Source organism: Gelidibacter gilvus (assembly GCF_004115975.1).
In the GTDB taxonomy this organism is placed as follows: Bacteria; Bacteroidota; Bacteroidia; order Flavobacteriales; family Flavobacteriaceae; genus Gelidibacter; species Gelidibacter gilvus.
Window position 1 is genome coordinate 27,666 of record NZ_SDDZ01000001.1, and the last position, 20,427, is coordinate 48,092.

At 36.4% G+C, this 20,427-nt stretch carries 22 protein-coding genes; 12 read left to right on the top strand and 10 right to left on the bottom strand.

Annotation, left to right across the window (positions count from 1 at the left end; translation table 11 throughout):
- Nucleotides 1–57: 57 nt before the first annotated feature.
- The gene (locus ESZ48_RS00100) at nt 58–1,113 is read left to right on the top strand and encodes a glycosyltransferase family protein (protein WP_129015281.1); all 1,056 of its coding nucleotides are present in this window, start codon (nt 58–60) and stop codon (nt 1,111–1,113) included.
- On the opposite strand, the gene ESZ48_RS00105 is transcribed toward ESZ48_RS00100, so the two are convergent.
- Both ESZ48_RS00105 and ESZ48_RS00110 read right to left on the bottom strand, forming a co-directional pair.
- Nucleotides 1,087–2,133 carry a sensor histidine kinase gene (locus ESZ48_RS00105; protein WP_129015282.1) on the bottom strand — a complete coding sequence of 349 codons (1,047 nt, stop codon included), beginning with the start codon at nt 2,131–2,133 and terminating at the stop codon, nt 1,087–1,089. The two genes, ESZ48_RS00100 and ESZ48_RS00105, sit on opposite strands and share 27 nt — an antisense overlap.
- Complete coding sequence (locus ESZ48_RS00110; protein WP_129015283.1) at nt 2,133–2,816, bottom strand: response regulator transcription factor; 684 nt, start codon at nt 2,814–2,816, stop codon at nt 2,133–2,135. Before ESZ48_RS00110 ends, ESZ48_RS00105 begins: the two co-directional genes overlap by 1 nt.
- 213 nt (nt 2,817–3,029) lie before the next feature.
- Here ESZ48_RS00110 and ESZ48_RS00115 point away from each other — a divergent pair, with 213 nt between their 5' ends.
- Nucleotides 3,030–3,374, top strand: coding sequence for a T9SS type A sorting domain-containing protein (locus tag ESZ48_RS00115; RefSeq protein ID WP_129015284.1), 345 nt, complete (start codon nt 3,030–3,032; stop codon nt 3,372–3,374).
- A 277-nt stretch (nt 3,375–3,651) separates the two neighbouring features.
- The gene (locus ESZ48_RS00120; RefSeq protein WP_129015285.1) at nt 3,652–4,632 is read left to right on the top strand and encodes a LuxE/PaaK family acyltransferase; all 981 of its coding nucleotides are present in this window, start codon (nt 3,652–3,654) and stop codon (nt 4,630–4,632) included.
- A gap of 359 nt (nt 4,633–4,991) precedes the next feature.
- Here the strand turns inward: ESZ48_RS00120 and ESZ48_RS00125 are convergent, their stop codons facing one another.
- Nucleotides 4,992–5,813 (bottom strand): glycosyltransferase family 2 protein, encoded by an 822-nt coding sequence (locus tag ESZ48_RS00125; RefSeq protein ID WP_129015286.1) that lies wholly within the window; start codon nt 5,811–5,813, stop codon nt 4,992–4,994.
- A 147-nt stretch (nt 5,814–5,960) separates the two neighbouring features.
- On the opposite strand from ESZ48_RS00125, the gene ESZ48_RS00130 reads away from it, so the two are divergent.
- The 3 genes from ESZ48_RS00130 to ESZ48_RS19200 all read left to right on the top strand — a co-directional run bounded on the left by ESZ48_RS00130 (nt 5,961) and on the right by ESZ48_RS19200 (nt 7,880).
- A complete protein-coding gene (locus ESZ48_RS00130) occupies nt 5,961–6,698 on the top strand; it encodes a glycosyltransferase family 2 protein (protein ID WP_129015287.1) in 738 nt (245 codons plus the stop codon).
- Between the two features lie 198 nt (nt 6,699–6,896).
- The gene (locus ESZ48_RS00135) at nt 6,897–7,658 is read left to right on the top strand and encodes a glycosyltransferase family 2 protein (RefSeq protein WP_129015288.1); all 762 of its coding nucleotides are present in this window, start codon (nt 6,897–6,899) and stop codon (nt 7,656–7,658) included.
- Between the two features lie 63 nt (nt 7,659–7,721).
- Nucleotides 7,722–7,880 carry a hypothetical protein gene (locus ESZ48_RS19200; protein ID WP_190246173.1) on the top strand — a complete coding sequence of 53 codons (159 nt, stop codon included), beginning with the start codon at nt 7,722–7,724 and terminating at the stop codon, nt 7,878–7,880.
- A gap of 106 nt (nt 7,881–7,986) precedes the next feature.
- Here the strand turns inward: ESZ48_RS19200 and tyrS are convergent, their stop codons facing one another.
- Nucleotides 7,987–9,297: a tyrosine--tRNA ligase gene (gene tyrS, locus ESZ48_RS00140; protein WP_129015289.1), complete on the bottom strand. Its 1,311-nt coding sequence runs from the start codon at nt 9,295–9,297 to the stop codon at nt 7,987–7,989.
- Nucleotides 9,298–9,389: 92 nt separating this feature from the next.
- Between tyrS and ESZ48_RS00145 the strand changes: the two genes are divergently transcribed.
- Nucleotides 9,390–10,415, top strand: coding sequence for an NAD-dependent epimerase/dehydratase family protein (locus ESZ48_RS00145; protein WP_129015290.1), 1,026 nt, complete (start codon nt 9,390–9,392; stop codon nt 10,413–10,415).
- Here the strand turns inward: ESZ48_RS00145 and ESZ48_RS00150 are convergent.
- The 3 genes from ESZ48_RS00150 to ESZ48_RS00160 form a co-directional block, all read right to left on the bottom strand.
- Nucleotides 10,412–10,843 (bottom strand): DUF4296 domain-containing protein, encoded by a 432-nt coding sequence (locus ESZ48_RS00150; protein ID WP_129015291.1) that lies wholly within the window; start codon nt 10,841–10,843, stop codon nt 10,412–10,414. The genes ESZ48_RS00145 and ESZ48_RS00150 overlap by 4 nt on opposite strands.
- Entirely contained in the window at nt 10,840–12,186 is a 1,347-nt protein-coding gene (locus tag ESZ48_RS00155; protein WP_129015292.1) for a dihydroorotase, read from the bottom strand. Before ESZ48_RS00155 ends, ESZ48_RS00150 begins: the two co-directional genes overlap by 4 nt.
- A 115-nt stretch (nt 12,187–12,301) precedes the next feature.
- Nucleotides 12,302–13,024, bottom strand: coding sequence for a polyprenol monophosphomannose synthase (locus ESZ48_RS00160; protein ID WP_129015293.1), 723 nt, complete (start codon nt 13,022–13,024; stop codon nt 12,302–12,304).
- Between the two features lie 87 nt (nt 13,025–13,111).
- Between ESZ48_RS00160 and ESZ48_RS00165 the strand changes: the two genes are divergently transcribed.
- Complete coding sequence (locus tag ESZ48_RS00165; RefSeq protein ID WP_129015294.1) at nt 13,112–13,765, top strand: DUF4271 domain-containing protein; 654 nt, start codon at nt 13,112–13,114, stop codon at nt 13,763–13,765.
- A 15-nt stretch (nt 13,766–13,780) separates the two neighbouring features.
- Nucleotides 13,781–14,530 carry a uroporphyrinogen-III synthase gene (locus ESZ48_RS00170; RefSeq protein WP_129015295.1) on the top strand — a complete coding sequence of 250 codons (750 nt, stop codon included), beginning with the start codon at nt 13,781–13,783 and terminating at the stop codon, nt 14,528–14,530.
- Between the two features lie 74 nt (nt 14,531–14,604).
- Here the strand turns inward: ESZ48_RS00170 and pckA are convergent, their stop codons facing one another.
- Nucleotides 14,605–16,221, bottom strand: a complete 1,617-nt coding sequence (gene pckA / locus ESZ48_RS00175) for a phosphoenolpyruvate carboxykinase (ATP) (protein WP_129016021.1) — start codon at nt 16,219–16,221, stop codon at nt 14,605–14,607.
- Nucleotides 16,222–16,281: 60 nt separating this feature from the next.
- Nucleotides 16,282–16,677: a DUF423 domain-containing protein gene (locus ESZ48_RS00180; protein ID WP_129015296.1), complete on the bottom strand. Its 396-nt coding sequence runs from the start codon at nt 16,675–16,677 to the stop codon at nt 16,282–16,284.
- A gap of 87 nt (nt 16,678–16,764) precedes the next feature.
- On the opposite strand from ESZ48_RS00180, the gene ESZ48_RS00185 reads away from it, so the two are divergent.
- Together ESZ48_RS00185 and ESZ48_RS00190 are read left to right on the top strand one after the other, a co-directional pair.
- Complete coding sequence (locus ESZ48_RS00185; RefSeq protein ID WP_129015297.1) at nt 16,765–18,129, top strand: saccharopine dehydrogenase family protein; 1,365 nt, start codon at nt 16,765–16,767, stop codon at nt 18,127–18,129.
- 118 nt (nt 18,130–18,247) lie between these two features.
- Entirely contained in the window at nt 18,248–18,718 is a 471-nt protein-coding gene (locus ESZ48_RS00190; protein WP_129016022.1) for an Lrp/AsnC ligand binding domain-containing protein, read from the top strand.
- A gap of 68 nt (nt 18,719–18,786) precedes the next feature.
- Here the strand turns inward: ESZ48_RS00190 and ESZ48_RS00195 are convergent, their stop codons facing one another.
- A complete protein-coding gene (locus ESZ48_RS00195; protein WP_129015298.1) occupies nt 18,787–19,509 on the bottom strand; it encodes a Bax inhibitor-1/YccA family protein in 723 nt (240 codons plus the stop codon).
- A gap of 374 nt (nt 19,510–19,883) precedes the next feature.
- Here ESZ48_RS00195 and ESZ48_RS00200 point away from each other — a divergent pair, with 374 nt between their 5' ends.
- The gene (locus ESZ48_RS00200; RefSeq protein ID WP_129015299.1) at nt 19,884–20,399 is read left to right on the top strand and encodes a hypothetical protein; all 516 of its coding nucleotides are present in this window, start codon (nt 19,884–19,886) and stop codon (nt 20,397–20,399) included.
- The last annotated feature ends 28 nt before the right edge of the window (nt 20,400–20,427 follow it).

Sequence of the window (20,427 nt, forward strand, 5' to 3'; positions counted from 1 at the left end):
AAAACCCGACCATTTGCCTTGCGCTTGTCAAAAGGAGTGGTCGCACTCTAAATCAATATGAAAAAAAAGATATTAATTGCACCTTTAAATTGGGGATTGGGTCATGCCACGCGTTGCATCCCGATCATCAACGCTTTAATACAACACAATTTCATCCCCGTTCTTGCCAGTGATGGTGCTGCGCTTTCACTATTGAGAAAAGAATTTCCAGATTTGGAAGCGCTTGAGTTGCCTTCATACAATATTACCTATTCCAAAAAAGGATACTTTTTAAAGCTTAAGCTTTTGAAAGATTCACCAAGAATTATGAAGACGATACGCGACGAACAAAATGAGATAAAATCTATCGTAAAGACGCATACTATTGACGGCATTATTTCAGACAACCGATTTGGGGTTTACCATAAAGACTTGCCTTCGGTTTTTATAACCCATCAATTAAAGGTTTTAAGTGGAAACACAACTTGGCTCAGTACAAAACTTCATCAAAAAACCATAAAACGATTTGATGAGTGCTGGGTTCCTGACAATTTTGGACAACCCAATTTAAGCGGAAGGATGGGGCATATTGAAAATCCAATGCTTAATATTAAATACATCGGTCCCTTAAGTAGATTTCAAAAAACCTCAAGTAAATCAGCTTATGATATTATGGTGTTATTGTCTGGTCCAGAGCCACAGCGGGAGATTCTAGAAAAAAAATTATTAGAGGAATTTAAAGATTATAAAGGAAAAGTGCTATTTGTAAAAGGAGTTGTAGAAGACGAACAAACAGTTCAGGAATCTGGAAATCTTACTATTAATAATTTCATGACTACTGATTTATTGGAGAAGTCATTAAATTCCAGTCGCTTAATTATAGCACGTTCTGGATATACCACGATAATGGATTTGGCTAAATTGGGCAAAAAAGCCTTCTTCATTCCGACGCCTGGTCAATTTGAGCAAGGCTATTTAGCAAAAAGAATGCAAGAAAACCATTTGGCGCCGTTCTGCAAACAGGACGATTTCAGTTTAGAAAAACTTAAGGATATTGATAATTTTAAAGGCTTGGAAGCTTTTGATGACGCATCCAATTTTAAAGAACTATTTCACCTTTTCGAGGGTAAATGAGAATTCGCTGCCAACGCTCAATTCACTTTCAATATAAATTTTCTCATCGTGAGCTTCAATGATATGTTTTACGATGGATAATCCCAGTCCAGAACCACCTTCCTTACGTGAACCGCTCTTATCAATTCTATAAAAACGTTCAAAGAGCCGGGGAATATTAGCTTTTGCAATGCCTTCGCCATTATCAGTAACGCGCACAATAACCTTGTTTTTTATCAAATTCTCGATGCTGATTTCAGTAGTTCCCTTAATCCTTCCATATTTGATGGAATTGACGACCAGGTTTGTCAGCACCTGTCTGATCCGTTCTTTATCGGCCTTTACCATAATTGGGTTGGGATACTGCATATCAAAAGTCAAGGTGATTTTTTTCTTTGCAGATTTCATTTCGAGCAAATCAAACACACTTTCCACCACTGCCACAATGTCAAATGGTTCTATATTTAGACTTAAATCGCCAACCTCCAATTTGGTAATCATATCCAGATCCTGCACAATGTAAATCAAGCGCTCTACACCTTTATTGGCTCTTTCAAGATATTTTTCTCTAAGATTTTCATTATCCATGGCGCCATCCAGTAAGGTCAACACATAACCTTGAACGGTAAATAATGGTGTTTTTAATTCGTGAGAGATATTCCCCAAAAATTCCTTGCGATACTCTTCCCTAACTTTTAGGGTTTCTATCTCCAATTTTTTATCCTGGGCAAATTTCCCGATTTCCTGAGTCAGGGTTGCCATATCAGTAGTTATGGGCTGTGTACGTAAAGAGGCAGATTCCAATAACGTCAAATCGTCATAGATTTTCTTGACTCTCCTATAAATAAATCGCTCGACACGATATTGGATAATAAAAAATGAAATGATGTAAGAAATGACAGAAAAGCCTAAAATCGCCCAAATATTAAAAGATTTGGTGAGCAAAGAAAATACAATAATCAAAACCGTTAAAACCATAGTAATATATAGTGCGGTTTTAATAGCAAATTTATAGGACTTTCTGATTTCTTTTTTTTGCATTAATCAACAAACTTATAGCCTACCCCTTTTACGGTCTTAAAGGACTCATCACCAATTTTTTCGCGCAGTTTTCTTATGTGGACGTCAATGGTGCGGCCGCCCACAACAACGTCGTTACCCCATACTTTATTTAAAATCTCTTCGCGTTCAAATACTTTATTAGGCTTGGTGGCTAACAAAGATAGCAATTCGAATTCCTTTCTAGGCAGAATGATTTCTTTGCCATGATGCGATATTTTATACTCTTCCCTATTGATGATCAGCCCACCAATTTTAAGTATTTTTTGTGAAGGGCGCTCTTCGTTTAATCGCCTGAGCAACGCTTTGACTTTACTGGTCAGCACTTTGGGTTTTATGGGTTTTGTAATATAATCATCGGCTCCAGCATCAAATCCAGCCATTTGGGAATAATCCTCCCCACGCGCAGTCAAAAAAGTGATGATGGTATTGCTTAGCTCGGGAATCTTACGGATTTGCTCACAGGCTTCAATACCATCCATTTCTGGCATCATCACATCCATAATGATAAGCTGCGGGCGTTCCTTTCTCGCTTTTTTTATAGCTCTAAGACCATTATCGGCCGTGATGATTTGATAGCCTTCCTCGGAAAGATTGTAACCAATTATTTCCAATATGTCTGGTTCGTCATCAACCAATAGAATTTTTATATCCTTTTTTTTCATTAGGGTTCATTCAAGTATTATAATGTAAAGATAAGGTTATAAGCAGAAACTTATAAAAAAGCTAGGCATTGATAACACTATGATAACCTGCAGAAAACAATCTTTTAACCTTTTGAAGAAAACTTTAATTGTTTAACATACCTTTGGTATGGGATTTGCCATAATATTTAGTATCTTTAATACTGATTTCATTTGATGAAAAACTATTGTTGCATGATGAAAAACTACATTTACATTCTTTTATTATTCTTCGGACTTGGCATGGGCGTAACGACTGGGTATGCACAAACGAATTCCACTAAAACAATCATGTCTGCATCAGAAGGCATTGTGGATTTATCAATCTACCCAAATCCTGTAAGCAATGGTAAAATCTATATCACTACAAAAGAAAATTTGACCAAAATCGTTGAAATTTATGATGTTTTGGGCAAAAAAATTCTTTCTGAATCACTTTTTGGAAAAGAATTAAACATTTCTAAACTGACTGTTGGCATCTATATATTAAAGATCAAAGAAGGCAACAATTCTGCCACCAGAAAACTGGTTGTAAGGTAGTTCATACTCACTAACTCAATACTTTCCTTATTCATTTTCTTAACTCAAATTGGTCATTTAGGTTCTATTAGTTATACCATATAATTTTCCAATCTAATTCCCAAGGAGGCATGGTTGACTATGCAACTAAATATAGTGTTCAAAAGCGATTGTTTTTGGTCGAGATTACACCAGATCAATTGAGAACTTAAAGATTAAAGAACCAAACCTTTTAAAATACTGGAAAAGCCTTATCGTATTTGGGTAAGGCTTTTTTTATTTTCTATATTTTTGTAATATGATTAGGATGAACACTATTTTCAACATTCAAACCCAAGCCGAATTTGAATCTGCAAGTTTAGAGGTTTTTAAATTTCAATTTGAGAACAATCGGGTGTATCGTTCCTTTTGCGATTTGCTATATATCCATTCAAGTGACGTTAAACGCATTGAGGACATCCCGTTTTTTCCCATTCAGTTCTTTAAATCCCATGAGGTTTTGATCAATTCCCATCCCGTAGAACAGGTGTTTACCAGTTCAGGAACTACTGGCGCTTTAACGAGCAAACATCTTGTTACGGATATAAATATTTATGAGGAAAGTTTCAGACGGACATTCAACCATTTTTACGGGGCCATTGAAGATTATGTTGTTTTGGCACTATTACCGTCTTATTTAGAACGTGAAGGTTCTTCACTCATATATATGGTGGAGGACATGATTAAACAATCACGACATGTAGAAAGTGGGTTTTACCTGCACAACCTTTCAGAATTAAAAGATATTTTAATAACCTTGGATAATCAAGGTAAAAAGGTGCTGCTCATTGGCGTTTCCTTCGCCTTATTGGATTTAGTCGAGTCTTATCAATTCGAACTAAAAAACACCATTATCATGGAAACTGGGGGCATGAAAGGCAGACGAAAAGAGTTGGTGAGAGAAGAACTGCATCAGATTCTCAAACAAGGTTTTGGAGTGAACAGTATTCATAGCGAATATGGGATGACCGAGTTGTTGAGCCAAGCCTACTCCCAGGGTCAGGGAATTTTTGAATGTCCTAAGTGGATGCAAGTTCTTACCAGAGATCCCGAAGACGCGTTAACCATACTTCCAAAATATAGAACGGGCGGCATCAATGTTATAGATCTGGCCAATATCAATTCCTGTGCATTTATTGCTACCCAAGACTTAGGAAAGACCTTATCTGATAACCGTTTCGAAATCATCGGACGTTTTGATAATTCCGACCTTAGAGGTTGCAACCTAATGGTATTGTAAATTTTTGTTAAAGTATAGAATCCATGTAATCAAACAGCATTTTATACGACCAAATACATACTCTAAAAAACTGACTTTTGGGAAACCAAAAAAAAGTATTCTATAATTGAAAAAGAGAAGTTTTTAAGTTGATTGGTTGGTTTTTAACGTCTGGGGAAGTTTACTTCTTCAGGCGTTTTTTTAATGAAGGCGTCCTCCCGATTTTTCGCGGGTCTTCATATAAAGATCGATTCTGACTTTATGATTTCAAAATAGCTTTCGGATAGTAACTTATCGCAATGCTACTAAACAGATGCTATTAAACTTCAGAAGAACAACTATAAGTCTTCAAATTGAAAACAAATCTTTCAGCTAAGGGTTTAGTCTTTTACAATCCCGAAGTCCGTCCACGTCTTCTTCTGTTCTTGGGTTTGTTTACGAATAGCCAAATTTATATCCAGAGCTTCTTGATTTACATAACCACGAGAATGATCAAGATGTATAACCACCGCGCTATATCTAATTTGCTTGCCTTTAATTCCGTTATTTACCAAGCGTTCTCCCAGTTCACGATCTTCTCCGCCGTATTGCATACGTTCGTCAAAACCATTGACATCTATAATATCTTTCTTCCAACCTGATGAGTTATGGCCATTCCAGCTCGCATTGGTGGTCGTTAAAAAGTTCAAGTATTTTGGGTTTATAAATCCAGAATCTATTTTATTGTTTTTAAAAGAAGTTTTTAACCCCAGATTTTTTAACCAGGAAAGATTAAAACAGTTTTCCGTATAGATATCAGTCTTTGTTATGGCTTTTGAAATAACCATGGACAACATAAAATAACCTCCGGACAAATAATACCCCTCTTCTCTATATTTCACATGTTGTTCCACAAAATCCTTACGCGGAATACAATCCCCATCGCTCATTATAATATATTCCGTGTTACATTTCAATAGGGCTTTATTGAGGATTTTAGTTTTTTGAAAACCGTCGTCTTCATGCCAAACATGAATTATGGGATAAAAAACCTGTTCTTGCATTTTTTTGAGCAACTGCCGCGTTTCATCGGTAGATCCATCATCAGCAATTATAACTTCAAACTGTCTATAGGTTTGATTATTATAACCGTACAATACTTTTTCTAGCCATTCCGGAGAATTATAAGTACTGATAATTATGGAAGTATCTAGGTGTTTCATTGCTACAAATATAAAATTATTTTCGGAGTTGTCTCGGATTTAAAAAAGTTGTAATTTCGAAATGAATAGTAGTAACACCATCATAAAAAAAATCACCTTTACAAAAAATTCAATTTAAAAACATCCCTAAATTCGTTGCCGATAATTATGCCAAAACTAACAGTCATCATCCCCACCTATAATGAAGAAGCCTATTTGGGAGATGCCCTCTTTTCCGTTGCTTTTGCCCATGAAATCATTGTAGTTGATTCTTTTAGCACCGACAAAACACCATTGATAGCCCAAGCAGGTGCTACCAAACTTCTAAATCGGCAATTTGACAATTTTTCAAATCAGAAAAACTATGCACTTCAATACGCTACTCACGATTGGGTTTTATTTCTTGATGCTGATGAACGTGTGACGCATTCCTTAGAAGCAGAAATCCTGACAACCATTAACAATCCAAAGCACGCAGGATATAAAATAAATTTTCCGCATTTTTATATGAATCGTTTTCTATATCATCACAGTGATAATGTCTTGCGTCTTGTAAAACGAGAAGGCGCCCATTTTACGGGTACCGTACATGAAAAACTGCATTGTGTTGGAAGCGTTGGCAAGTTAAAAAATAAGATGCTGCATTTTACCTACAAAGGTTTGGACAACTATATCACTAAAAAAGAAAGCTATGCTTGGTTTCAGGCTGAAAATCTTTTTGCCAAAAACAAAAGAACAACTTGGATCCATTTATTTTTCAAACCCTGGTATCGATTTTTCAGTACTATCGTTTTGAAAGGCGGCTATCGTGATGGCATTCCAGGATTAGCGGTCGCTACTGTAGATGCCTACGGCGTTTTTCAACGCTACGCAAAACTCATACTTCTGGATAAAGGAATCCGATAATATTATTTTAGAAAACAGCTTTTGTAATCACTTTCAGTTGTATGATTACACACCTTTTCAAGTATATTTATTGAAATACTCAAACTTTCTCCATGTACCAGATCAACATCATAGGACATTAGTATTGAGAGCTTCGCCATAAAAGTTCAATTTTTATATTGATAAAATCACTATTTTCGTCCTAAATACTACCCATTTTTGAAAACTCCTTATAAAATCTCCGCTCTTGCTGTAACGATTAATAAAGCTCAAAACTTTGAACCTTATTTAGAAAGGCTTTGGTTTGTGGATGAGATTATAATCGTGGATGCCTTTAGTAGCGATCAAACAGCAGCTTTAGCTTCCAAAAACGAAAAAGTCACCGTATATCAACGTGACTTCGATGATGTTTCCGCTCAAAAAAGCTTTGCAATTTCAAAATCAAAAAATGATTGGGTAACCTTTTTTGATCTGGATGAAGAGGTCACGGAAGCCGTGGCGAATGAGATTTTAAGCGTTTTCACAAATCCAGAAGCAATTGCTTATTCTATAAAACGGAGCCATTACTTTATGGGGAAAAGATTAAAGTATAGCGGCTTTCAAAACGATTATGTCATTCGTTTCTTCAATAAAAATCGGTGTCAAGTTAACGCAGATGCCAACATTCAAGCAATTGATTCCAAAGATAAAACCTCAACATTAACCCACAACTTGCCGTACTTCCACTACAAAAGTTTAGATGAATATACTGGAGAGCTTCACCTGAAAAGTGAACTTGAAGCCAATGCACTTTACGAGAAAGGAAAGAAACCTAATCTTTATGATTTTCTCTTCAAACCAAATTTTCGATTTTGGCATAAATACCTATTCGAACTGGCGGTTCTTGATGGAAAAGAGGGTTTTATATTGGCCTATATCAGTGCTTTTTCGGAATTTAAAAAACATTTGAACCTTTGGCTTTTATACCGAAAAATTGAATAATTAATACGTTTATCGCATAGTTGGCATTCATTATAAATCGCACTCTAATTGAAAAAATAAATTATGAATAGAATAAGAATTTTTGGTTTAATTATCTTAATAATCGGAGTCATTTTACACTTTTCATTTGAAAATGACGGAATCGATTTTCTTACCGGACTTTTAATTGGTGGCGGAACTGCATTACTTCTTACTGGAAAAGTAGGCAAACTAACAAAGTAATTATATCAGAGATTTGAGCACTGGAGATTCTTCCTAAGTGGTTACCTAAAAAAAATGCCATACACTTACGGCATGGCATTTTTACATCAATAGGTTCACTCTTAATTTAAGAATTCACTTTTAGGATATAGGTGTTTTTCTTACCTCTATTTAAAATGATGTATTTATCATTGATCAAATCCTCTGAAGTCAAGACATAATCTTCGGATACTTTCTCCTTATTCACAGAAATAGAATTTTCTTTTAGTGCACGACGAGCCTCACCATTTGAACTTAAAAAATTGGTCTTGGCTGCAAGTGCAGCAATCATATCTACACCTTCGTCAAACTCAGTTTTAGAGATTTCTGCCAGTGGTACTCCTTCAAAAACTTCTAAAAACATCGCTTCATTTAAGGTTCTTATATCCTGTTTAAAACTATCACTGAACAGTATATTTGAAGCTCTCTCAGCATTTTCAAAATCCTCTTTAGAATGCACAAAAGTGGTGACTTCCTCAGCCAATCGCTTTTGTAAAATTCTTAAATGTGGTGCTTCTTGGTGTTCAACAATTAATTTTTCAATAGTTTCTCGATCTAAAAAAGTAAAGATTTTAATATATCTAACGGCATCCTCATCACTTGTGTTTAACCAATATTGGTAAAATTTATAGACTGAAGTTTTATCAGTATCCAGCCAAATATTTCCACCTTCACTCTTGCCAAACTTAGTGCCGTCTGCTTTGGTAATCAGTGGGCAGGTCATCGCGTAAGCTTTTGCCTCTTGGCCAACATTCATACGTCTTACCAACTCTGTCCCTGTAGTAATATTTCCCCATTGGTCACTGCCTCCCATTTGCAAAAGAATGTTGTGGTGTTTGTGCAGATGATAAAAATCGTAACCTTGAATCAATTGGTAGGTAAATTCAGTAAAGGACATGCCAACGCTGCCTTCTTCACCTGAAAAACGTTTCTTTACAGAATCTTTGGACATCATATAATTGACCGTAATACGCTTGCCCACATCCCTTGCAAAATCGATGAATGAGAAATCTTTCATCCAATCGTAGTTATTTACCAAAACAGGAGCATTTTTGGCAGTCGAATTGAAATCCAAAAATCGGGACAATACTGATTTTATGCCCGCCACATTCTTCGCTAAAGCAGCCTCATCCAACAAATTGCGCTCATCACTTTTGCCTGAAGGATCGCCAATCATTCCCGTAGCACCGCCTACCAAAGCATAAGGTTTGTGACCAGCTTTTTCCAAATGGACCAAAAGGATGATAGGCACCAAACTGCCAATATGTAACGAATCTGATGTAGGGTCAAAGCCAATATAAGCACTGGTCATTTCTTTACTGAGTTGTTCTTCAGTGCCAGGCATGATATCGTGGACCATTCCTCTCCAACGTAAATCTTCTACAAAAGGGTTTGTCATGAATTTTGAAATTAAAATTATAAATTTTCTGCAAAGATAAACATCAAAGGAGATTTCGGGTTTAATATCTAATAATTCTTTATTTTAGTCACATGATATTAGTCACAGGAGGTACAGGTTTGGTGGGTTCCCATTTGCTCTATAAACTACTAAAAAACAACGAGAAGGTTAAAGCAATTTACCGAAGAGAACACAAATTGGAATTGGTAAAAAAGGTCTTTGCCTATTATTCTGCCGATTTTGAGTCGCTTTACCAAAAAATTGAATGGATAAACGCCGATATTACGGATGTTCCTTCATTGCAGATTGCTTTTAAAAATGTAAATTATGTTTACCATTGTGCGGCGTTTGTGAGTTTTGAACCTGACAAATACCATCAATTGCGCAAAATCAATATTGAAGGCACTGCTAATGTGGTCAATTTATGCATCTCGCATCAGGTGAAAAAGCTATGCTATGTAAGCTCTATTGCCACGATAGGCCATCATCAAGATCCGCAGAAATTAATTACAGAAGACACCAATTGGAATCAAGATGATGACAATAGTGTGTATGCCATTACTAAATATGGCGCTGAAATTGAAGTTTGGAGAGGTACTCAGGAAGGGCTCGACGCTGTTATTTTAAACCCTGGAATTATTATTGGTCCAGGATTATGGAACAGTGGCGGCAGCAGTAGTTTGATTAAGAAAATATATAAAGGGATCCCTTATTATACCACGGGTGTTACCGCTTATGTAGATGTGGATGACGTGGTGAGAGCGATGCTATTATTGATGCAGAGCCCTATTAAAAACGAACGGTTTATCGTCATCTCAGAAAACCTCTCATTTAAGGAATTTCAGCATCAAACAGCTTTAGCACTAGGCGTAAAACCAGCATCAAAAGAAGCCACTTCCCTAATTCTTGGGATAGGATGGCGATTGGATTGGCTAAATCGGTTATTCACAGGAAAACGCAGAAGGTTGTCTAAGCACATGACCAAGAGCGCCAAGAGCATTACAAAATATGACGCCTCGAAATTAAAAAACGCTTTGAATTTTGAATTTAAACCCATGCAGATTTCCATTGAAGAAAGCTGTAAATTGTTTTTGGAAGATTTGAACAACGACTCCTAATTTATGGAATCGATTTCTAAGACCCTTATGGTATCTATTACTTTCTTACTGAGTTTTCTAATGGAGTCTTTAGCTTGCTGATCTTCCTTAGTCAGTTTTTCGTAAAGGACTTTATCTTTTTCAAGGTCGGCTTTCACCTTTTCCACAAGCTCAGCATAGACTTTTGTGTCGTAGGCATAATAGGTATTGCTCTGTGCAAATTGCAAACTGTCAATACCATGTTTTTTATAGACATACTCCAACGGCATAATCCCGTTGAGTTCCAACACTTTTTTATTGACCCCTTTTGCTGCATTAAGAATATATAAGTCATACATAATGGCTGACATTTTATCTGTGGAAATCAAATCTTTTGGCTTTTTAGGCCTATTAATAGTGTTGCAGCCAACAAATGAAATAAGGATTAAGATGTAAAAAAAGTGTTTCATCTGTCAAAAGTTAATCGTTTTCCTGCTTTGACATTCAAAACCTTGAAGTTCTTATACACTAAAGTGCCATTCACAAACGTATGGGTTATTCTAGACTTGAATGATACATTTTCAAAAGGCGACCATCCGCATTTGTATAGGATATTATCTTTATTTACTGTCCACGGGCTATTGATGTCCACAATGGCTAAATCCGCATAATATCCCGGTTTGATATAACCGCGTTTCTCGATCTGAAATAAAATAGCAGGATTATGGCACATTTTTTCAGCAATTTTTTCTAAACTTATTTTATCCTTGTGATAGGCTTCAATCATGGCTACCAAGGCATGTTGTACCAAAGGACCTCCAGAAGGTGCATCGGTATAAATATTTTGTTTTTCCTCTAAGGTGTGCGGTGCATGGTCTGTAGCAATAACATCAATGCGGTCATCCAAAAGTGCTTTCCATAACTCTTCGCGATCATTTGCTGTCTTTACAGCGGGATTCCATTTGATAAGTGTTCCCTTTTTCTCATAATCTTCATCACTGAACCACAAATGGTGAATGCACACTTCTGCAGTGATTTTCTTATCCTTTAGCGGAATTTTATTTGTGAATAATTTGGTCTCTTTGGCAGTAGACACGTGGAACACATGTAAACGAGCTCCAGTTTTTTTGGCCAATTCGATAGCTTTGGACGATGAAATATAACACGCCTCTTCACTCCTGATAATGGGATGGCAAGCCATAGGAATATCATTTCCGTATTTCTGGATATGTGCTTCAAGGTTTTGTTTAATTGTAGCCTCATCTTCACAATGCACAGAAATCAATAGATCTGTACTTTTAAAGATATTCTCCAAAACCTCCGTATTATCCACCAACATATCTCCAGTAGACGATCCTAAAAACAACTTCAAACCCGCCACATTTTTGGAATCTACCTTTAATATTTCATCCAAATTGGTATTGGTGCCACCAAACATAAATGAATAATTGGCGTATGATGTATTTGCCGCAATTTCAAATTTCTCTTCCAGCTTTTCTATGGTCGTAGTTTGTGGCGAGGTATTTGGCATTTCAATAAACGACGTAATCCCACCGGCAACTGCAGCTTTAGACTCTGATGCTATGGTTCCCTTATGCGTCAACCCAGGTTCTCTAAAATGTACCTGATCATCTATCACTCCGGGAAAAACGTAGCTACCTTCAACATCAATCACCACCACATCTGAGGTTTTTGCGCTAATAGAATCAGCAACTTCCTTTATGAATTCTCCTTCTATTAAGATATCACCTTCAAAAATGCGTCCTTCGTTAACAATCTTGGCATTTTTAATAAGTACGGTCTTTACTTTCATGTGTATATTTCTATTGTTTTTAAACGGACATACTTCGACTTAGCTCAGCACAGGCATGCTGTTCGCAATTAACCATCCTCTTGGGGGTTAAAAACTTTAGCATGCTCATTTCATATTATTTGCCAAATAGACTTTTTAATTTCATGTTTATAACTCCAAAAACAGCTTCAGAAATAATGCCTCCGCTCATTTTTGATTTTCCTTTTGCTCGATCTGTAAATATTACTGGGACTTCCACAATTTTAAATCCTTTTAAATGGGCTTTAAATTTCATTTCTATTTGAAACGCATACCCCACAAATTTAATGGCATCTAAATTTATAGTCTCCAATACTTTTCTTTTATAACACACAAACCCAGCTGTGGTATCCTGAATGTCCATTCTCGTAATAAATCGCACATATTTTGATGCAAAATACGACAATAGTATTCTGTTCATGGGCCAATTGACCACGTTAACACCTGTTATATATCGTGACCCAATGGCAACATCAGCGCCTTCCTTGGCACAGGCCCGATAAAGTTTTACTAAATCGTCAGGATTATGTGAAAAATCGGCATCCATTTCAAAAATATAACCATATTTTCTTTCCAAGCACCATTTAAATCCGTCAATATAAGCAGTTCCCAATCCAGTCTTGTTCTGTCGTTGGAGCAAAAACAAACGGTCTGGAAACTCAGCCTGTAAGGTCTTCACTTTTTCTGCCGTTAAATCTGGCGAGTTGTCATCCACTACAAGAACATCAAAAGCTTTATCTTGGGCGAAAACCGCAATGATAACAGCCTCAATGTTTTCAATTTCGTTGTAAGTTGGAATGATGACAATAGCGTCTTTCATTGGTAAAAATTTTAGCAAAAGTAAGTTTTTTTAAAAGATTAATTTTATTGAAACGGACAGATAAAATTTTCTTTATAATTTAGCGGCATGATAAGAGAGATAATATCTTATGAATGGTTCACCATTTTTATGGTTTTAGGATTGGTTTTCATTACCCTTGCCAAGGTATTATATACAAATCGGTTTTTGGATTTTATCGGTGTTTTTGGCAACTCCAAATACCTTAAAATTTATACCAAGGATCAAAAATTCATTGATGTTTTTGACGGGCTCTTATTTTTCAACTTAGTCATCTCACTGTCCATTTTTGGATACCTCTCTTTTCTCACACTACAACCGGACCAAACTTTTGAACTTAATGTTTTCTTGAAAATTATTTTCGGAATCGCCACATTAGGAGTGATAAAAATTTTTGTAGAACGGTTGATAGGCAGCATGTTTGAAATTGATAAAGTGATCGATTCTTACCTGTTCCAAAAAACAAGTTATAAAAACTATAGTGGCTTTATACTTTTACCCCTTAACGCCCTGTTATTGTACACTATTAACCCATCCAAAAACAGTATTCTTGCAGTAATTTTGGTATTGGCACTAATAAACCTGATTGGATTTATAACTTCGTTTAAAATTCATCAAAAGACTCTGTTAAGCAACATATTCTATTTTATTTTGTATCTTTGCGCACTTGAAATTGGGCCCTATCTGATTTTATATAAAATAATTGTAGAGTATAAAGCTTAAAACAACCGCAAGCCTATGAAAGTGAAAACAATTTTAGTGTCACAACCTGAACCTAAAATCGAAAATTCGCCTTACTTTGATCTCCAGGAAAAACAAAAAGTAAAAATTGACTTCCGTCCCTTCATACATGTTGAGGGTCTTGCCGCCAAAGATGTAAGACAGCAAAAAGTTGACTTGACACAATATTCTGCTATCATTTTGACCAGTAGAAACTCTGTAGATCACTTTTTTAGAGTAGCAGATGAAATGCGCTTCAAAGTGCCTGATACTTTAAAATATTTTTGTCAAAGCGAAGCCGTAGCTTTCTATCTACAAAAATATGTAGTCTATAGAAAACGGAAGATTTATGTTGGGAAACGTAACTTTGAAGATCTCTCACCTTTGATTAAGAAATACAAAGACGAAACGTTCTTGTTGCCAACTACCGACAAATTAAATGATGATGTTCCTGAACTCCTGAATAGTTTAAATATTCAGTGGAAGGAAGCTATTTTTTACAAAACGGTTATTAGCGATTTATCTGACCTTGCAGATGTTTTCTATGATATTTTAGTGTTTTTCAGTCCATCAGGTATTGAATCACTATTTCATAATTTCCCAGACTTTAAGCAAAACTCCACACGTATTGCTGTTTTTGGAAACACAACTGCAAAAGCTGTTGAAGATCACGGTTTGAGAGTGGACATTTTAGCGCCTACTCCTGAAACCCCATCAATGACAATGGCTTTAGAAAAATATATTGAAAAAGTAAATAGAGGAAAATAAACACTCTACTTTAAACATAAAAAAGGCGATTCAATAATTTGAATCGCCTTTTTTGTTGTTATATAATCTTTAATTTAGAAGGTGTAACGCTGCGGTCCACCTCTTCTAATTTCTTCACTCGCAAAACTTTCAAATTTCTTAAAGTTCTCTCTAAAGGCATTTGTCAATTTAAAAGCCGTCGTATAATAGGCTTCATCATTGTTCCAAGTAGTTCTTGGACTTAACACTTCAGAAGGTACTCCAGGACAAGATCTTGGTTGTGCCACACCAAATACGGAATGAATGTGGTAATGGTCATAGTCATAAAGTCCTAAATCACCATTGAGTACTGCATTGATCATTGCTCTGGTATATTTCAATTTCATTCGGGTACCAACACCGTATGGACCACCAGTCCAACCGGTATTCACCAACCATACATTGACGCCAGTTTCCTTCATTTTAGTACTTAACATCTCGGCATATTTAGCAGGATGCAAAGGCATAAAAGGCGCACCGAAACACGCTGAGAAATTTGGTGTAGGTTCAACAACACCAGCTTCAGTTCCGGCAACTTTTGCGGTATAACCAGAAATAAAATGATAGGCTGCTTGGCTAGGTGTCAGTTTTGAAATTGGAGGCAAAACTCCAAACGCATCTGCTGTTAAAAAGAAAATATTTTTAGGATTTTTACCAATCGAAGGCACTGCGATATTATCGATATGCTCAATCGGATAACTTACACGTGTATTTTGTGTGATGGAGACATCATCAAAATCGACATTCCCATTAGCATCCAAAATAACATTTTCTAAAATGGCACCTTTCTTAATGGCTTTAAAGATATCAGGCTCATTTTCTTGGCAAAGATTGATCACTTTCGCATAACAGCCGCCTTCAAAATTGAATACCGTGTTTTCTTTGGTCCAACCATGCTCATCATCTCCTATCAATCGTCTTTCAGGATCGGCAGATAAGGTCGTTTTTCCTGTTCCCGACAATCCGAAGAAAATAGCAGTATCATCATCTTTTCCTATGTTGGCACTACAATGCATTGGCAACGTGTCCTTAAATACTGGAAGGATAAAATTCAAAGCAGAAAAAATTCCTTTTTTAATTTCTCCTGTGTACCCCGTTCCGCCAATGAGTGCGATTTTTCGGGTAAAATCTAAAATAGCAAAGTTGTGTTGGCGGGTCGCATCGACTGCTGGATCTGCCATAAAACCGGGGGCGTTAACAATCGTCCATTCCGGAGAAAAATTCTTTAATTCCTCATCTGTTGGACGGAGAAACATGTTGTCGGCAAATTGATTGCTCCAAGCATACTCCGTAATCACTCTAATATTCAGCTTGTAATTTTTATCAGCACACGCATAGCTGTCCCTTACAAATACTTCTTTTCCTGAAAGATAATCAGTTACTTTATCATATAATTTCTGAAAATCGTTGGGGTCAAAAGGAATGTTGACATTTCCCCACCATACGCGATCTTTAGTAACCTCATCTTTAACAATGAACCTGTCCAACGGAGAACGTCCTGTGAACTCCCCGGTGTTGACCGCCAAGGCGCCAGAGGATGTTTCTACGCCCTGCCCTTTGGCGATGGCGATCTCATGAAGTTTTTCTGGAGGGAGCTGGTAATGTACTTCGGCATTTCTAATACCGTACTCATCTAACGAAATCGATTTCGTTGATTGGGTGTAATTGGCCATAATAATATTGTGTTGTTTGTACTGCAAAATTAAACATTATTTTAAAGTGGGCACCTATTTTCAAGAATTATACCGCTTTAGTTTTAAAAAGTTTATCAACATCAAAGCCCATGCACTAATAAGCAGTAACCCACCAATCGGCGTTATAAAACCGATAGTTTTAAAGTTAATTCCGGTGATGTCCATGGTTGATAGACCATATATGGAACCCGAAAAAAACAGGAGACCTAATAGTACTAGGTAATAAATGATTTTCTTGGGCTTCTCTTTTAAAAACGTCGTTCCTCCAATGAACAACAATAAAATGGCATGATACATTTGGTACCGCACCCCTGTTTCAAAGGTCTGTTGTGCTTCAATAGAGAGCAATTCCTTTAAACCATGCGCGGCAAAAGCCCCTAGTGCAATGGCAATAATTCCTAAGATTGCTGCGGTAATCAAAATGGTTCTGTTCATTATATTTATATTTTTGGTTTCAATAACCGAGAGTTATTTAGTAAATTCGTCCTTACAAAAAAACAAAATTACTCAACAATTCCCATTATGCGAAAGATTCTAGTCATAGGTTCAGGAAAATCTTCATCCTATTTAATTAAATATTTATTGGACAAATCAGAGGAAGAGGATTTGCACATTATTGTTGGTGATATAGACCTTCGCAATGCTCAAAAGCTCATTAATGACCACGAACATGGCCATGCGATTACCTTAGATGTCTTCAACCATCAATCTCGTAAACAGGCTATAGAAAATGCTGACATTGTCGTGTCCATGCTTCCCGCCAGATATCATATTGAAGTGGCCAGAGACTGTATCACACTTGGCAAGAACCTGGTGACTGCTTCTTATGTGAGCAAGGAAATGGAAGATCTTGATACTGCAGCAAAAAACAAAGGCTTGGTCTTTATGAATGAGATTGGAGTAGATCCAGGTCTCGACCATATGAGCGCAATGAAAGTTATAGACAAAATAAGGGCAAAAGGGGGTAAAATGGTACTTTTTGAATCTTTTGCTGGCGGATTGGTTGCTCCAGAAAGCGATAATAATCTGTGGAATTATAAATTTACTTGGAATCCGAGAAATGTGGTAGTTGCCGGTCAAGGCAGTGCTGCAAAATTCATTCAAGAAGGCAACTATAAGTACATCCCTTATCATCGGTTGTTCAGAAGAACTGAATTCTTAGAAGTAGATGGCTATGGACGCTTTGAGGCGTATGCCAATAGAGATTCACTAAAATACCAAAGCGCTTATGGCTTGGATGAAATTAAAACACTGTATCGAGGCACCATGCGTCGTGTTGGTTTTAGCCGTGCGTGGAATATCTTTGTTCAATTAGGGATGACAGATGACAGTTATACGATTGAAGATAGCGAAAACATGAGCTACCGCGATTTTGTAAATGCTTTTTTACCCTATAGCCATACCGATTCGGTGGAACTTAAATTCAGGTTGTCACTCAAAATTGATCAAGATGATATTGTTTGGGAAAAACTTGAAGAGCTTGATCTTTTCAACAGCAAAAAAATGGTAGAACTCAAAAAAGCAACACCAGCCGAAATACTTCAGAAGATCTTGATGGACAGCTGGATGCTGGAAGAACATGAGAAAGACATGATTGTCATGTACCATAAGTTTGGTTATAAGCTAAATGACAAAATGTATCAGATTGACGCCACCATGGTTACTATGGGTGAGGACCAAACTTACACTGCCATGGCTAAAACGGTGGGACTTCCGGTAGCTATTGCAACTTTGGCCATTTTAAATGAAAAAATCACCACGCCTGGGGTTCAAATTCCAATAACAAAAGAGGTCTATGGTCCTATTTTAAAAGAACTTGAGGATTTTGATATTATATTTACTGAAAAGGAAGTGCCATATTTGGGGTATAATCCATTAAACGTATAGGGTGAAATTCTAAATTCAAAATTCAAAACTCCAATTAATGAGCTTATCGAATCGGAATTTAGAGATTTGCTTCGCGAAAAATAAGTTAAAAAGATTCCCACTTTCGTGGGAAGTGTACATGAAAATAGTCAATCAAAATATTCAAATTGATGGAATTGATAAAAAGATTCTCCGTGCGTTGATGGCCGATGCCCGAACGCCTATTTTGGAAATTGCCAGAAACGTCGGTATTTCTGGTGCCGCCATACACCAACGTTTGCGGAAATTGGAAAAATCAGGATTGATATCGGGTTCTAAATTTGTTATTAATCCGAAGGTTTTGGGCTATACCACCATGGCTTTTGTGGGCATATATTTGGACAAAGCCATGAGCAACCCTGAAGCGGTTAAGCAGCTCCAAAAAATCCCTGAAGTATTGGAATGCCATTACACCACTGGAAACTGGAGTATTTTGATAAAAATCCTTTGTAAGGACAATGAACATTTGATGCATTTGCTTAATAAGGAAATACAATCCATAGCCGGCGTGTCAAGAACTGAAACTTTTATTTCCTTAAACCAGCAAATTGATAGACAGATTCAAATTTAAAAACGCTCTATTCCAAAACAAAAAACTCCTGAAATCATCAGGAGTTTTTTTATGAGATTTGGATTAAATTAATCGCGAGACATAAAAATTTGAAGTACATACCAGAACAACAACATTAAGGATGCGAACAATCCCAATGCCGCAGGAATGTAATCATCAGTAGAATATTTGTTCACGAGATTGGATGTTTGGTACAAAATAGAGCCACCCGCCAAAAGGCACATGCCCACTGAGAACCATAATCCTAAGTTAAATCCGAATAAAATTCCGGCAACAATCAATCCGATAGCTATAAAAAAGCCGACGGTCAAACCCGTTCTAAGAAATGAAAAATCCTTTTTGGTTAAAAACACAACGGCAGATAAACCCGTAAACAATGCCAAGGTTACTATAGCCGCTTGATTCAGAATCTCAGGACCGGAATCCATATAAAAGGCCGCAATATAAATTAAAGGCACAAAAATAAAAGCTTGTGCCAAAACATAAAGTCCGAAGGCCAAATACTGCTTATTCTTATCTGGTGATTTCATGGTCATTCTTTCCGCATAACTGGTAATAAACATAAAACCTCCCAACATGATCAACCATTTATAACCTTCGGTCATTGACAAGGCAAAATTGACAATGGTTTCACTCTGCAATAATAAATATTCAAAAATGATAAAGACCAAAACGCCGCCAGCAACGTGCCCGTAGGTTTTCTTATAAAAATCTACACGCTCTGCATCAGAAGTGTGTACCAATAATTTAGTATCAAAATTATTAAAAGGGCTTTCAGTAGGTTGTTCCATAAGTAGAAGTGTTAAATTAAAGGATAAAAATAGGAAAAATAACATACCAAACAACGGCGTTACTATTTATAAGTTTGTCTTATAAAGAATGAAACATTCATCTCAATTTGGCATTGTAATAATTTGTTGAACACAAAGTTCTTGAAACAATTATGATCAATAGATATCATCAAAACATTCCTAATGGTTGCCTATAGTCTGGTATTAAAATAAAAACACCTAAAAAATCATCAATTGTTAAAGATTTAGGAAAATTCCCTACTTTGGTCTCGATTCTGAAGCATTGAAGTTTTAGAACACACCCAAATCAACCTATAGAAAATCTTGTCCTTACTATAAGGGCCTATGTTTTTGTCTAACCTAAAACCTACACTATGAAAAGCCTACGCCTTATTTACACCCTATTTTTATCAATGATCATCATGTCCTGTAGCAGTGATGATGTTAACAACGATGCTTCTGAAGGCCCTGAATTCCAAGCCACGATTAATGGTGGAACATTTTCTAATTACAGTTTCAAACTTGGAGTTTATGATGTGGTAAAGGGTACCAATGGCACTACCTTAAAAATTATCATGGCTGATAAAAACGGCAAACAGATTACTTTATTTTTAAATAGTAGCGGGGGATTTAAAAGTGGCGCCGTTAAACAGATGGGAGATGTTGATTCGGACAAGTTTAGAACTTATGTAGAAATTAAGGATAACCAACCATCAGCGCAGTATTTTTCACAAAGTGGCTCCTTAAAAATTACCAACAACAGAGAACACCCTTCAAATTCGCAAAAAAGTTTGATTTCTGCAGAGTTCAATATTGTAGCCTCTACCGTCGATGGAAAAACTTCCATAACGATGAAGGGATCTTTTAATGATCTTGAATTTGTGAAATAAGCCCAAAGTCATTAATCTATTAAAAACA